General features: G+C 31.0%; 14 protein-coding genes. All 14 read left to right on the top strand.

Going from position 1 to position 13,771, the window contains the following annotated elements:
- Positions 1 to 213 precede the first annotated feature (213 nt).
- Positions 214 to 1,485 (top strand): ABC transporter ATP-binding protein, encoded by a 1,272-nt coding sequence (locus M2326_RS08495; RefSeq protein WP_264619136.1) that lies wholly within the window; start codon positions 214 to 216, stop codon positions 1,483 to 1,485.
- The gene (locus M2326_RS08500) at positions 1,482 to 2,180 is read left to right on the top strand and encodes a class I SAM-dependent methyltransferase (RefSeq protein ID WP_264619137.1); all 699 of its coding nucleotides are present in this window, start codon (positions 1,482 to 1,484) and stop codon (positions 2,178 to 2,180) included. The genes M2326_RS08495 and M2326_RS08500 overlap by 4 nt, the downstream gene beginning before the upstream one ends.
- A complete protein-coding gene (locus M2326_RS08505) occupies positions 2,159 to 3,073 on the top strand; it encodes a glycosyltransferase family 2 protein (protein ID WP_264619138.1) in 915 nt (304 codons plus the stop codon). The genes M2326_RS08500 and M2326_RS08505 overlap by 22 nt, the downstream gene beginning before the upstream one ends.
- A 6-nt stretch (positions 3,074 to 3,079) precedes the next feature.
- Entirely contained in the window at positions 3,080 to 4,015 is a 936-nt protein-coding gene (locus M2326_RS08510; protein WP_264619139.1) for a glycosyltransferase family 2 protein, read from the top strand.
- Between the two features lie 64 nt (positions 4,016 to 4,079).
- Positions 4,080 to 4,922, top strand: a complete 843-nt coding sequence (locus M2326_RS08515; protein ID WP_264619140.1) for a glycosyltransferase family 2 protein — start codon at positions 4,080 to 4,082, stop codon at positions 4,920 to 4,922.
- Complete coding sequence (locus tag M2326_RS08520) at positions 4,919 to 5,782, top strand: glycosyltransferase family 2 protein (RefSeq protein ID WP_264619141.1); 864 nt, start codon at positions 4,919 to 4,921, stop codon at positions 5,780 to 5,782. Before M2326_RS08515 ends, M2326_RS08520 begins: the two co-directional genes overlap by 4 nt.
- Positions 5,779 to 6,558 carry a glycosyltransferase family 2 protein gene (locus M2326_RS08525; protein ID WP_264619142.1) on the top strand — a complete coding sequence of 260 codons (780 nt, stop codon included), beginning with the start codon at positions 5,779 to 5,781 and terminating at the stop codon, positions 6,556 to 6,558. Before M2326_RS08520 ends, M2326_RS08525 begins: the two co-directional genes overlap by 4 nt.
- 12 nt (positions 6,559 to 6,570) lie before the next feature.
- On the top strand, positions 6,571 to 7,302 hold the full coding sequence (locus M2326_RS08530) for an FkbM family methyltransferase (protein WP_264619143.1): 732 nt from the start codon (positions 6,571 to 6,573) through the stop codon (positions 7,300 to 7,302).
- Positions 7,302 to 8,078, top strand: coding sequence for a glycosyltransferase (locus tag M2326_RS08535; protein ID WP_264619144.1), 777 nt, complete (start codon positions 7,302 to 7,304; stop codon positions 8,076 to 8,078). The genes M2326_RS08530 and M2326_RS08535 overlap by 1 nt, the downstream gene beginning before the upstream one ends.
- Positions 8,079 to 9,251 carry a glycosyltransferase family 4 protein gene (locus M2326_RS08540; RefSeq protein ID WP_264619145.1) on the top strand — a complete coding sequence of 391 codons (1,173 nt, stop codon included), beginning with the start codon at positions 8,079 to 8,081 and terminating at the stop codon, positions 9,249 to 9,251.
- Between the two features lies 1 nt (position 9,252).
- Positions 9,253 to 10,398, top strand: coding sequence for a glycosyltransferase (locus M2326_RS08545; protein ID WP_264619146.1), 1,146 nt, complete (start codon positions 9,253 to 9,255; stop codon positions 10,396 to 10,398).
- 3 nt (positions 10,399 to 10,401) lie between these two features.
- Complete coding sequence (locus tag M2326_RS08550) at positions 10,402 to 11,283, top strand: glycosyltransferase family 2 protein (RefSeq protein WP_264619147.1); 882 nt, start codon at positions 10,402 to 10,404, stop codon at positions 11,281 to 11,283.
- A 58-nt stretch (positions 11,284 to 11,341) separates the two neighbouring features.
- Positions 11,342 to 12,331, top strand: coding sequence for a glycosyltransferase family 10 domain-containing protein (locus M2326_RS08555; RefSeq protein WP_264619148.1), 990 nt, complete (start codon positions 11,342 to 11,344; stop codon positions 12,329 to 12,331).
- Positions 12,332 to 13,771: an MBOAT family O-acyltransferase gene (locus M2326_RS08560; RefSeq protein ID WP_264619149.1), complete on the top strand. Its 1,440-nt coding sequence runs from the start codon at positions 12,332 to 12,334 to the stop codon at positions 13,769 to 13,771.

Here is a 13,771-nt window from a genome sequence, read left to right on the forward strand (position 1 = left end):
AAAAGGGATAATGCTTATGGAATATAACTATTTGTCCAATAATTTCCACTGACGGTCAGAGCTGTCAAAGAGTTTGATTAGCATACATGAGATAATAAAAAACTAGATGGAGTGAGGAGGGATTAAGTAACAAAAGATGTCATAGTCTATCTAATACTTCACTTTAATAATGAAAAAAATACTCTTTTAAATAAAAGGAGATGAATTGATAAAATGAAAGACATAATTTTAAAAGTCGAGAATATTTCCAAACAATATCGTCTAGGCCTTGTGGGTACTGGTAGCTTAATGCATGACATTAATCGCTGGTGGTACAAAATACGCGGTAAAGAAGATCCATATTTGAAAATTGGAGAAGTCAATGATCGCGCTTCCAAAGGGCAAAGTGATTATGTATGGGCTCTGAAAGATATCAATTTTGAAGTAAGTCGTGGCGAAATAGTTGGGATTATTGGGAAGAATGGTGCCGGAAAATCTACTCTTTTAAAGTTGTTATCACGTGTTACTGCACCCACTACTGGAAGTATAAAATTTGGAGGAAGAGTAGCTTCTTTACTTGAAGTGGGTACGGGTTTCAATGGTGAAATGACAGGTAAAGAGAATATCTATCTCAACGGTGCCATTCTAGGAATGACTAAAAAAGAAATAACTTCAAAGCTGGACGAAATTATAGAATTCTCAGGCTGCGAGCGGTATATTGATACACCTGTAAAACGATACAGTAGCGGAATGTACGTGCGATTGGCCTTTGCAGTAGCTGCTTTTTTGGAACCTGAAATTCTAATTGTAGATGAGGTTTTAGCCGTTGGTGATGCCGAATTTCAGAAGAAAGCTATTGGAAAGATGCAGGATATCTCTAAGCAAGGTGGAAGGACTGTTTTGTTTGTCAGTCATAATATGGCGGCGGTAAAGCAACTCTGCAATCGAGGTATTATATTAGAGCAGGGTAAAGTAATTTTTGACGGGGGAATTGACCAGACTTTAGAAAAATACCTAAAAGCAAATCTCAATGATCTCAATGATAATTTTTATGGTAACGGAATAATTAAAAGGGCATCTTTAAAATTTTGCGGGGAGAAACTGTTTTACAATACAACTTTTAAATTAGAGGTGTTTTTTGAGTCAAATGTTTTAATAACTAATCCGATTTTAGGAATAGTGATAAAGGACTTAGATGATGTACCTTTAATAGGCGTAAATAATAGACATTATCTATTTCACAAATTAATTAAAGAGTCAATATATAGTGGAGAAATTACCGTTGAAATAGATAAGTTAAAATTATTTCCAGGTGTTTATAAGCTAGATTTGTTTTTGGGAGACTCAACCACTGATTTAGAAGTGCAAACAGATGTTATACAGTTTGAAGTAGTTGAAGATTTTCAAGAAGAAATTATCAATACATTAAATTTTAAAATTAATAAAATTTTTCATCCTAACGTCAAATGGGAGTGCAAAACTATAATAATCAAAATAGAGGAATGAAGTTAATTAGTAAGCGTATTCTAAGAATATTTAAAAGAGTTTTGCTCAGATTTCGCAACTCGGAAAATTTGTATTATGAGAACTTATTTATTACAAATCCAAAATGGAATTCAAAGGCACCAAATGATGAAGAATATAAAAGGTGGTTAATAATTCAGTCTTTTGTTGAACAGACATATTATGAGCAAGAAAATCTACAAATTCTAGACATAGGATGTGGAAGAGGATGGTTGTCAAATTTACTTACTAAATACGGTAATGTTACCGGTGTAGAGCCTGTTAGGTCTGTTGTTGGTCATGCAAAAAAGATGTTTCCTCATTTAAATTTTATTTGTGGAACAACAAAGACCATTTTGAAAAAACAACAAAATAAGTTTGATTTAATTATCGCTTCGGAAGTAATTGAACATATATCAGATAATAAAAAAAAGGAATTTGTTCAGGAAATAGCTATGCTTTTGAAAGATAAAGGATATTTAATTATTACTACTCCCAGAAAAGAGGTGGAACAATTATGGAATTCTTATTCTAGTCAAGACCAACCAATTGAAGATTGGATTGGAGAAAAAGAATTAGTTGAATTAATTTCGGCCGAAAATTTCACTACACTAAAACTAGAAAGATTTTCAATAGCTCCTATTGAAGGCGCTGCAGAAATACTAATTTATCAACTATGGTTATTTCAGAAAAAATAAATAGTAGTTTTATGATCTCCATAATAGTTCCATGTTACAATCAAGCGCAGTATTTACCTGAAGCTTTGCAATCGGTTTTAAATCAAACCTGGCAGCATTGGGAATGTATAATCGTAAATGACGGTAGTCCTGATCAAACTGAAGAAGTTGCAAAAGAATGGATTGCCAAAGACTCTAGATTTAAGTACCTTGCCAAAGAAAACGGTGGGTTGAGTAGCGCTCGGAACAGTGGCTTGGATATGGCAATGGGAGAGTATATTCAATTTTTAGATGCAGATGATTGTTTACATGAATCAAAATTTGAAAAGTCATTGGAGTTCTGTGAACAGTTAAATTTAGATTTGATTATTTCCAATTATGTGTCATTCACCAAAGATATAAGTAAAACAAATCCACCTCGTTTTAACCTACAAGAGTCTTATTTTAATTATGAGAAAATTGTCTTTGAATGGGATTTTGAATTCGCAATACCAATACATTGTGCTATTTTCAAAGCAAAATATTTTAAGGGATTTAGATTTCCAATTCATTTAAAAGCAAAAGAAGATTGGATAATGTGGATTTCAATTTTTAAACAAAATCCAAATACGGGTTTTATTAATAAACCGTTCGCATTGTATAGAGATCATTTAAGTAGTATGACAAGAGATAGACAAACAATGCAATCTAATTATGTTAATGCATTACTATATTTGAAAATTATTTTGAATGATAATGATTTCAATAAATTATTGACCTTGATATTGACGAATCTATATTCTAAAATTGAAATAGCTGAGTCAAATTTTTTAAAAATTAAGAAGTCTAAAACTTACCAATGGGGTTCCAAAATAAGGAATGTGGGGAATATATTAAAAGTTGAAAATTGGTTTCAGTCCAATCCTCAAAAATAAATTGGAATGAAAAAAGTTTTTGTAATAATAGTAACATATAACGGAATGAAATGGTTACCAGAATGTTTAGCATCTTTGGTAACTAGTACTGTTCCTGTGACGATTCTTGTTATAGATAATAATAGTACGGATGGCAGTGCATCGTATATTGAAGAAAATTATAATGATGTTATCCTTTTTAAAGAAAAGGTCAATTTAGGTTTTGGAAAAGCGAACAACATTGGCTTGGCTTATGCTTTGGGACAAAATGCTGATTATGTATTTTTATTGAATCAAGATGCATTTGTAGAGCCAGAAACCATCCAGAATTTAATTAACGTAGCTTGTGAGCACCAGGATTATGGGATCATTAGCCCTGTGCAACTTGAGTATTCTGGAAACGCATTAGAAATGTATTTTTATAAGTTTATGGCATGTACTGCGACTAGAAATTTTTATTCAGATTTTGTTTTGTCCAAATCTTTAAAAGCTATATACGAAGTTCCTTTTATTCAAGCAGCAGCTTGGCTTTTGCCAATAAGTACATTGAGAAAAATTGGAGGATTTGATCCAATATTTTTCCATTATGGAGAGGATGATAATTATTGCCAAAGAGTACTATTTCATAATTTAAAAATTGGTGTAGTTCCTAATGTTTATATTAGGCATGATAGTAACATGACACCAAAACCCATGGTTCCGCTGTTCTCAGATTTGTATTTTTTAAATTATGAAAAACAATTGTATATTAAATATGGAGATTTGAATTGTGATTTTTCTGTAAGTAATATTAAAATAGAAAAAAATAAAATTTTTAAATTACTAATTTTTGGTTGTTTAAGCTTTAATTCGCAAAAAATAAAAGGCGCTTTTAAACAGTTAACACTTTTAAAAGAATGCAATAAGAGAATTAGAATTAGTAGAAAGACTAATGAAATTATAAATGCACATTACATCAGTTAAAACATTTTTTGAAATTACAATAAATGAGTTGCTGAATTGATAAATTGAAAAGAACTATATACAAATGAATACAAAAAGCAATGTTACGGTTGTTATTCCTTGTTACAATGATGGGAAATATATAGCGGAAGCCTTGCAGTCTATCTACAATCAAACCCTCTTGCCAGAGAAAATTATCATTGTAGATGATGGTTCCGGTATGGAAACACAAAAAATGTTAGCAAAGATAAATCACCCATTACTTCAAATTATTCGTCAAGAAAACCAAGGAGTTAGTGTGGCAAGAAACAGCGCAATTGCAATTGCCCAGACTGATTTTATTGTCAATCTAGATGCCGATGATTATTACGAATCGACTTTTATAGAAAAAGCAGTAGCAATATTGGATGGTGATAGTAAAATTGGCATGGTAAGCAGTTTTTGTCGAGCTTTTATAAATAGTAAAACTCTTGAAATAATAAAACCATTAGGAGGAACTGTAACGGACTTTATTGTTGTCAATAATGGTAGGGCGAGTGCCATGTTTAGAAAAAGCTGTTGGGAAAAAGTTGGAGGTTTCGATGAAAAGATGATAAGTGGCTATGAAGATTGGGAGTTTTGGATAGCAGTAACCAAAAATAGTTGGTCTATGAGTATCATACCAGAAGTACTGTCACATTATAGAATTAAGAAAAGTTCGAGAGATCGTACGGCAATAATAAATCATGATTTTGAATTGAGAAATTATATATTTAACAAGCACAGAGATGTGTATATATCAAATTTTGAGTTTTATTGTGGTGAGTTGTTAAGACAAAATTCATTATTACGTATTAGCTTGAAAAATGCTAAAGAATCAAAAGAGTACGTTTTGGGCAAAAAGCTTTTGGCACCAATACGGTTTTTTAAAAAAATAGTATTCAAATGAATCCTTTAGTATCCATTATAGTTCCATGTTATAATCAAGCACATTTTTTGGATGAAGCCTTGCAATCAGTTTTAGAGCAAACTTATCCTAATTGGGAGTGTATTATAGTAAACGATGGTAGTCCCGACCATACTGAAAAAGTAGCAAAACAGTGGACAAAGAAAGATACACGTTTTGTTTATTTGTTCAAAGAAAACGGTGGTTTGTCTAGTGCTCGCAATGGGGGAGTTATAATTAGTAAAGGCGAATTTATTTTGCCTCTAGATTCAGATGATGTTTTGGATCCATCCTATTTGACAAAGCTTGTGCCAGTATTAAAAAAAGACTCCACATTGGGTATCGCATCCTGTTATAGTAATTTTTTTTATGGAACCAAAAAAAATATTATTTTTCAGATGAAGCCAAAAGGATTTGAAAATCTTTATTTACTCTATGTAAACCAATTAATTGCAACATCATTATATAGAAAAGAGTGTTGGGAGCAATCTGGTGGTTATGACGAAAATATGAAAAAGGGATTTGAAGACTGGGACTTTTGGTTGAATGTGACCAAAAAAGGATGGAAATATATTATCATTCCTGAATTTTTGTTTTATTATAGAAAAGCACAAAGTTCAATGTTGACTAATACTATTAAAAATCACACCGAAGAGGTAAAACAGTATATTTTTACAAAACATAAAGAGTTGTACATTCAAGATTTTAATAATTGTATGGAAGTCTTATTTTATGAGTTGAGAGTACAACGCGAAGGACATCAAAAATTCAAAAATTCCTTAGAATACAAATTAGGGAAGTTAATTTTGAATCCTTATCGATGGTGCTGTAAATGGTTTACAAAAATAAAAACATCACCATGATTTCAGTAGTTATTCGTAACAAAAATCAAGCAAAAGCTTTGTCCTTCTTGCTGAAAAACCTAACAGAACGTTACTCCAGTGATTTCAATGAAATTATTGTAATAGACAATCTATCTACAGATGATAGCCAGGAGATTTCGATACAGTTCGGAGCTAGATTTGTTTCAATTGCAAATTTTAGCTATGGTGGAAGTGCTAATCTAGCTGCTCAAGAAGCTATTGGTCCTATTGTTGTGATTTTTAGTGCTCATTCCTATCCTGTTAGCCATGACTTTTTTACTTTAATTCAAAAAAAATTTGAAGGCAATAGCAATTTAGCTGGATTGCGATGTTTGCATAGTACCAACGATTATCAGAATTATATAAAGGGCATTTCTGCCATAGAAGATCCTAATAAATCGGGATTGATTTTTTCTGGCTCGGCTTTTAATAAAAAAGTGTGGGAGCAACACCAGTTTCGCAATGATGTCGCCACGTTTGAAGACAAGGAATGGAGTAAAAGAGTTATAGAGAATGGTTTTGAAATTGAATTTGTGCCTTCCATTTTTCATTATCAGATAACGAGAACGCCAGAACAAAATTTCTTTAGATTCAAAAATGATGTGGTAGGCAATTACCAATTATGGCATCAGGATGTGACATTGAAAATGATTTTTAAGGGATTAATTGGGTCAACTTTTAGTGCTATTAAAAATGTAATAATTGAGTTGTGTTATAATTTAAAACGATTCTTTTATTTGATTAGATTTGTAAATAATAAACCTAATAGGTTTTAAATTCTTTAATATATGATATTTCTATTTAACCAAATATTTCTTCTTTTTAGTAGAATTGAGAACAAATGCCGCAAGTTTTTTGGCAACCATTCTAAGATTTTATCATCAAAGAAAATTCTCGAAAGGAATTTTAAAACGCAGTCAGAATTTAGTTTTGTTCAAGTGGGGGCAAATGATGGAATTAGTTTTGATTTTTTATATGAATTCCTTATTCGCCGAAATTCTCATGGTTTAGTTATCGAACCAGTAAAGGATTACTATAATGAATTAGTGAAAAATTATTGTAATTATCCAGAAATAATTGCGATAAATATGGCGGTTCATCCGACGGATAAAAAAATAGATGTTTACAAAATAAATCCTAACTCAATATATAAATATCCAGATTGGGTAAAAGGAATCGCTTCTTTAGATCCGGAACATCACAAGAAAACAAATATTGAAAGCGAGGACATAATTCATGAAACAGTTATGGCTGATGCTTTAATGAACATTATTAATGATAATAATTTTATAAATGGGATTGACTATTTTCAAAGTGACACCGAAGGTTTTGATTTAGAGATCTTAAAAATGATTGATTTTACAAAAGTCAAGCCCAAAATAATAAAATTTGAATTTGTTAACTTGAATGATGTTGATAAAAGGAAGGCCAACGATCTATTGATAAATTTTGGATATTATTTGTTTAATGAAAACGGGGACACTGTTGGTGTAAATCTAAATTCAATAAAATTATTTTAATGATCCCAAAAGTGTTGCATTATTGTTGGTTTGGAAAACAAAAGAAAACGCCATTAATTAATTCCTGCATTGCATCATGGAAAAAAATACTTCCAGATTATGAAATTATTGAATGGAATGAGTTAAATTCAGATTTAAGTCATCCATTTGCTGCAGAAGCATATAAGTTAAAGAAATGGGCTTTTGTTTCTGATTTCATTAGACTTAAAATATTATATGAGAATGGTGGGATTTACCTAGATACAGATATGATGATGGTTAAATCTCTAACTGGTTTGTTGTCAGATGCTTGTTTTTTTGGTGCGGAAGATGAAAATTGGATTAGTGCGGGAATAATTGCATGTGTGAAAAAGCATTTTTTTATTGAAGCTTGTTTGGGTATTTATGATACTATTAATTTAGTAGAATCAACTAATTTTTATGAGATATCGATTCCTTTATTAATTACTAAAATATATAGAAAAAAATGTAGTTCTACATTTTTTAAAAACAAAGTAGAAACGAATAATGTTGTAGTTTATCCCATGTCTTATTTTTATCCTTTTCCCAATAGTGCAAAAAATGACGTCAAAAATTATAAAAATTACATAGTAGAAACAACTTATGCTGTTCATTTATGGAATGCATCTTGGGTTGAATATGATGAATTTTATTATTTGAGAAATCGCAAATATTTAAAATCGTTCTCAAAAATTGTTAAAACTTTATTGGTCACCAGGAACTTTAATCTTTATTACTTTAAAAGGATTTATTATAATTTTTTAAAAAGTTTATGAATGAAAAAAACAATAAAATTTCTATATAATTTGTTTGTTGGTTGTTTCCTTTTGTTGGATTTTTATTTTTTTGAACAAAAGAAAATAAAAGAAGCTGAGGTGGTATGTTTTTTTCCTTTTTATCATACTGGTGGTGCTGAAAAAGTGCATTCACAGATTGTTGCATCTTTGAATACAAAAAAATGTGTTGTAGTGTTTACACAAGGTTCTGCTACTTCAAATTTTTTAGAAAGTTTTAAAGCTAATTCAATGGTTATAGAGCTTAATTCGATTGTAAATAAAAGAAATCTATGGGTAAATAGAAAACTAATTAATTTTATCTGCAGTTCAATTAATCAAAGCCGAGCAATTAAAACTATTTTTTCTAGTAATTCACCCTATTTTTATGGTCTATTACCTTTATTAAATAAAGATTTAAAGATTGTAGATTTATACCATTCATTTGCTCAAAATGACAATAGAGAGCAACAATTAATTGATTCCGCAATTAGAATCAATAGAAGGATTGTAATAAATCAAAAGGCGAAAAACGATTTAGTAAGGTATTACGATAAAAATAATTTGGATAATGAACTGACAAACCGAATTGAAGTTATCGAAAATGCCGTTGTAATTCCAGAAATTTTACTCAAGAAAAATAATAAAAATTTGGTCATTGGTTTTGTTGGTCGTTGGTCTGAGGAAAAAAGGCCGGAAGTATATTTAAATATTGTGGCCAATTTACGGCTCAAATTTCCAGAGATAAAATTTATTATGGCAGGTTCAGGAATGGCAGCTAATTTAGAATTTATTAAAAAGTGTGGTGCTGAATATATTGGTGATTTGTTTAAAGAACAACAAATTACAGCATTATATGAAGGTTTAGATCTTTTGTTAGTGCCATCTGTTTATGAAGGATTTCCAATGGTTATTATGGAGGCAATGAGTTATGGCGTAATTCCGATAACGACAGATGTAGGTGGTATAAGTGAACATATAACTAATGGTGAAAATGGCTATCTGATAAGCAAAAATACAAATGAAGAATTGGTCGATTCTTTTTGTGAAACGATTATACTTTTACAAAAAAATAATAATTTAAAAAAGCAATTATCGGTACAAAGTTATATTTATGCTAAAGATCATTTTTCATTAGAAAGATTTAATCAAGAGTATCAAAATCTATTAGCATAAAATGAAAATCCTTCTAGTCTCCATCTCAAACCATCATTTTTTTCAATGGGCCAATCAGTTAAAAGATTGTGGTCATGAAGTGTATTGGTTTGATGTTATGGATGGTGGGCCAAAATCAGAAAAAATCCCGTGGGTTAACCAAATCAAAGGTTGGAAAATGCGGTGGGATTTTCCGTTGAGGCAAACCATAAAAGCGAGATTACCAAAATGGTATCGTTTTGTTCAGCTAATAAATGAAAAAAAGTTAGCAACGGTTTTCGAAAAAACTATTAACGAAATTCAGCCCGACCTAGTCCATTGTTTTGAAATGCAATTGTGCGGTTTGCCTATTTTACAAGTAATGTTGCAACATAAAAAAATAAAATTTGTCTATTCTACTTGGGGTAGTGATATGTACTATTTTAAAGAAAATAACATCACATCGCAACAAGTACAGCAGTTTTTACAAAGAGTTGATTATTTAATTACAGATTGCCAACGTGATTTTTCTATTGCAGTTGCCAACGGTTTTGTTAATAAATTTCTAGGGGTTTATCCTGGAAATGGAGGAATTGATTATCTCAATGACTATATACAACCAATTGGCAACCGTAAATTTATTTTAATAAAAGGATATGAGAGTTTTGGTTGTAAAGCTTCCAAAATAGTTGACGCATTGCAATTGTTGCCAATAGCTTCATTTGAAAATTTTGAAATTATTATATACAGCGCTGATGCTGTAATTATAGAAAAAGTTAATTCTGCGCCGTTTTTTAAAAACTGTAAACATCAAATAATTCCAAGAACTACTTTTGTAGCCAACAATGAAATGTTGAAAATGATGGGATTGGCAAGCATTCATATTTCAAATAATATTTCAGACGGCATGCCCAATACCCTGCTAGAAAGTATGGGTATGGGGGCGTTTCCTATTCAGTCCAATCCTGGGAACGCATCAGCTGAAGTGATTACTCATGGTGTAAATGGATATTTGATATCTAATCCTTTGGACGAAAATGAAATAGCCACTTGGGTTGAAAAAGCAATTTCTAATGCCGACTTGAGAACTCAAGCCCAAGATATAAATATAAAACTAGCGCAGCGCAACTATAACCGTGCTATTTTGAAAACTAAGATTAGCCAACTCTATCAAGAAATTTTTTTATAATTCATGGAAGTTTCAATCCTCATCGTTACCAAGAATAGACCCAAAGAACTTGCTATTACGTTGCATAATTTATCAGGTATTATAGATTTAAGTCTTCATGAAGTTTTGGTTTTTATTGATGGTTGTATTCAAACAATGGCGATCCAAAAAGGTTTTCCTTGGGTACATTGGGAATCTGTGAGCTCAAGTATTGGTGCTTCACCAGCACGTACTATTTTATACAAACAAGGAAAAGGAACCGTTTTTATAGGTTTGGATGATGATGCACATCCCTTAACTCCAGATTTTATATCGAAAGTAAACCAAGTTTTTAACAACGATAAAAAGATTGGTATTGTAGCCTTTCAAGAAATAAAAGGAATTTTTGCCTCAGATGAGATTGCTATAGAAAATGCTAATTATACAAGTGAAGAATATCGTACAAATGATTTTATAGGTTGTGGTTTTGCCATCAAGAAAGAAGTGTATTTGCAGACCAATGGATTCCCAGTTTGGGTAGATATTTATGGCGAAGAAGCTTGTGTTGCTATTGAAGTTTTGGATTTAGGTTACCAAATTAAATATGTTAGTTCAATAATGGTCAACCATCGTGTTGATAGATTAGGACGTATTAAAGAAGGTAAATTTTATTTCAGATTCGAAAAACAATTAAAAAATACTATTTATTATTATCTAGTATATTTGCCAAATCCATCCTATAAAATTGCGAGACTATTATTTCATAATTTTAAAAAATATGGTCTTAAAGATTTAACGTATTTTCGATTGTTTTGGAAGTCTTTTTTTACTGCTGTTTTTTCATTTCGATATATAATGCGTTTTCGAAAACCAGTGCAAAAGACTACTTTAGAAAAAGCAAATAAACTAAAAGGGTTGAAGTATTAAGATTTTATATTAAAACACAGAAACTCATTTCTTCAAAAGGAAATCAAACCAAATTCCAATGTTAATTAAAATTGAACGCTATTATAACTACCCCGACATCAAGAGGCAAACTCCTGCGCAGAGTATGCAGTGGAAAGATTTCACCTTTACTGAAGAAGATGTAGCCGAATGTGATTATTTAGTTATTTTAGATTATCCAAAAAATGACATTTCGATAAAGGTCAACCCTAATAATATCATAAGTGTGTGTTTGGAGCCACCCAATGAGGTTTCAAAATACCGTCAATATGCCAATAAAAAGGCTGCTGTTATTATTAATCAATTAGATATAAACAAAAACAATATTTTATCTCATGGTGCTCTACCATGGCATATCGATAAAGATTATGATTTTTTGACTGCTGTAAAGCAGCAAGATTTAGTCAAAGAAAATAAAATCGTTTGGATTACTAGCAACCAACAATCATCAAAAGGGCATAAAGATAGAATGCGTTTTTTGGAACAGATTAAACCATTGCCTTTTGTAGATTTGTATGGTAGGGGAATTAATCCTGTTGATGATAAATGGGAGGTTTTGAGTCAGTCTAAATATGCGATTGCTTACGAGAATTTTCAAAACGAGTATTATTGGACTGAGAAAATTATGGATTGTTTTCTAAGTCATACCATGCCAATTTACTTTGGTTGTAAAAATATAGGGGAGTTTTTTCCTAAGAATTCGTTTATTCAAATGAATCCCAAAGACAGGCATATCGATTTGTTTTTGAAAGAAATAGTACAATCTAATAAATGGGATGAAAATAAAGACGCTATTAATGAAGCAAGAAATTTAGTCTTAAATAAATATCAGCTTTTCCCTTTTTTACATACGCAAATTAGTGGTATGGAAAGGATAAAAGGTAGTAGGCTAATGAATGATAAAGAAGGTATTACTATTACGGGTAAAGATGCTTATTTTGATAATTATCCTTTTTCCATAGATATTGAACGTTTTTTTAGAAAAGTAAAATTTAAAATTAATTCTATAATTAAATCAGAAAATATTTAAATGCTTTTTAACTCCATTTCGTTTGCCTTTTTTCTGCCTATCGTATTTTTGCTATACTGGTTTGTTTTAGGGAAATCATATAAGGCTCAGAATGCTTTTTTATTACTAGCTAGTTATTATTTTTATTCCTGCTGGGATGTTCGGTTCTTGGCTTTGCTATTGTTTTCAACAGGTTTGGATTATTTTTCGGCCTTACAAATTCAAGAATCAAAGTCTGAATCTTCACGTAAGTTTTGGTTTTGGGCCAGTATAGGGATCAATATTTCTTTTTTAGGGATATTTAAGTATTATAACTTTTTCGCCAGTTCATTTCAAGAAAGCTTGGCATTATTTGGTATTCAGATCGATTTGTATCTCTTGCAAATAATTCTACCAGTCGGAATTTCATTTTACACCTTTCACGGATTGTCTTATATAATCGATGTGTACAAAAAAAGAATTATTCCAGAAAAAGATCCTTTGGCTTATGCTCTTTTTGTGTCTTATTTTCCCTTGTTGGTTGCTGGACCTATTGAGAGAGCAACACATTTATTGCCACAATTAAAAAAGAAGCGAAAATTTGATTACCAACAAGCAGTAGCTGGTTTGTATCAAATTTTGTGGGGGTTATTCAAGAAAATTGTTATTGCAGACAACTGCGCCCAATATGCAAATCAGATTTTTGACAATGCAGCAGATTTTTCTGGTTCCACATTGGTTATGGGAGCTATTTTTTTTGCTTTTCAGATTTACGGGGATTTCAGTGGGTATTCTGATATTGCATTAGGAACGTCTAAACTGCTTGGGATAGAATTGCTTCAAAATTTTTCTTTTCCTTATTTTTCCAGAGATATTGCGGAGTTTTGGCGTCGTTGGCACATTTCACTTTCATCGTGGTTCAAGGATTATGTGTACATTCCTTTGGGTGGAAGTAAAGGTTCCAAATTAAATAAAATACGCAATGTTTTTGTGATTTTCCTGCTTAGTGGGTTTTGGCATGGCGCTAATTGGACGTTTATTGCTTGGGGTTTTCTACATGCGTTGTATTTTATTCCGTTATTATTAACCAATAAAAACCGTTCGAATATCGAAATTGTATCCAATGAAACTTTCTTTCCATCAATCAAAGAATTATTTCAAATCGGACTTACTTTTTCATTAACTACCGTGGCATGGATATTTTTTAGAGCTTCAACGATTGGAGGAGCTATTAATTATATGAAAGGAATTTGCAACGTTTCACTTTTTACGTTTCCAAGTGTACGACCAACCTATTTAATTTTATTAATACTCCTTTTTATTATAATCGAATGGATAGGCAGAAGAGAAACATTTGCATTAGGCAGTTTCAACCAAATAGGAAACCGATTTTTTCGCTGGACATTTTTAGTGTTTTTATTGATTCTTATTTTTATTTTTAATAGTCCAATAGAACAACAATTTATCTATTTTCAATTTTAG

The sequence above is a fragment of the Flavobacterium psychraerolatum genome, from assembly GCF_025960985.1.
Taxonomy (GTDB): Bacteria; Bacteroidota; Bacteroidia; order Flavobacteriales; family Flavobacteriaceae; genus Flavobacterium.

Bases quoted from the DNA above. Each gene is read 5' to 3' on its own strand.
- M2326_RS08495 (WP_264619136.1), top strand. From the start codon at position 214: ATGAAAGACATAATTTTAAAAGTCGAGAATATTTCCAAACAATATCGT.
- M2326_RS08500 (WP_264619137.1), top strand. From the start codon at position 1,482: ATGAAGTTAATTAGTAAGCGTATTCTAAGAATATTTAAAAGAGTTTTG.
- M2326_RS08505 (WP_264619138.1), top strand. From the start codon at position 2,159: ATGGTTATTTCAGAAAAAATAAATAGTAGTTTTATGATCTCCATAATA.
- M2326_RS08510 (WP_264619139.1), top strand. From the start codon at position 3,080: ATGAAAAAAGTTTTTGTAATAATAGTAACATATAACGGAATGAAATGG.
- M2326_RS08515 (WP_264619140.1), top strand. From the start codon at position 4,080: ATGAATACAAAAAGCAATGTTACGGTTGTTATTCCTTGTTACAATGAT.
- M2326_RS08520 (WP_264619141.1), top strand. From the start codon at position 4,919: ATGAATCCTTTAGTATCCATTATAGTTCCATGTTATAATCAAGCACAT.
- M2326_RS08525 (WP_264619142.1), top strand. From the start codon at position 5,779: ATGATTTCAGTAGTTATTCGTAACAAAAATCAAGCAAAAGCTTTGTCC.
- M2326_RS08530 (WP_264619143.1), top strand. From the start codon at position 6,571: ATGATATTTCTATTTAACCAAATATTTCTTCTTTTTAGTAGAATTGAG.
- M2326_RS08535 (WP_264619144.1), top strand. From the start codon at position 7,302: ATGATCCCAAAAGTGTTGCATTATTGTTGGTTTGGAAAACAAAAGAAA.
- M2326_RS08540 (WP_264619145.1), top strand. From the start codon at position 8,079: ATGAAAAAAACAATAAAATTTCTATATAATTTGTTTGTTGGTTGTTTC.
- M2326_RS08545 (WP_264619146.1), top strand. From the start codon at position 9,253: ATGAAAATCCTTCTAGTCTCCATCTCAAACCATCATTTTTTTCAATGG.
- M2326_RS08550 (WP_264619147.1), top strand. From the start codon at position 10,402: ATGGAAGTTTCAATCCTCATCGTTACCAAGAATAGACCCAAAGAACTT.
- M2326_RS08555 (WP_264619148.1), top strand. From the start codon at position 11,342: ATGTTAATTAAAATTGAACGCTATTATAACTACCCCGACATCAAGAGG.
- M2326_RS08560 (WP_264619149.1), top strand. From the start codon at position 12,332: ATGCTTTTTAACTCCATTTCGTTTGCCTTTTTTCTGCCTATCGTATTT.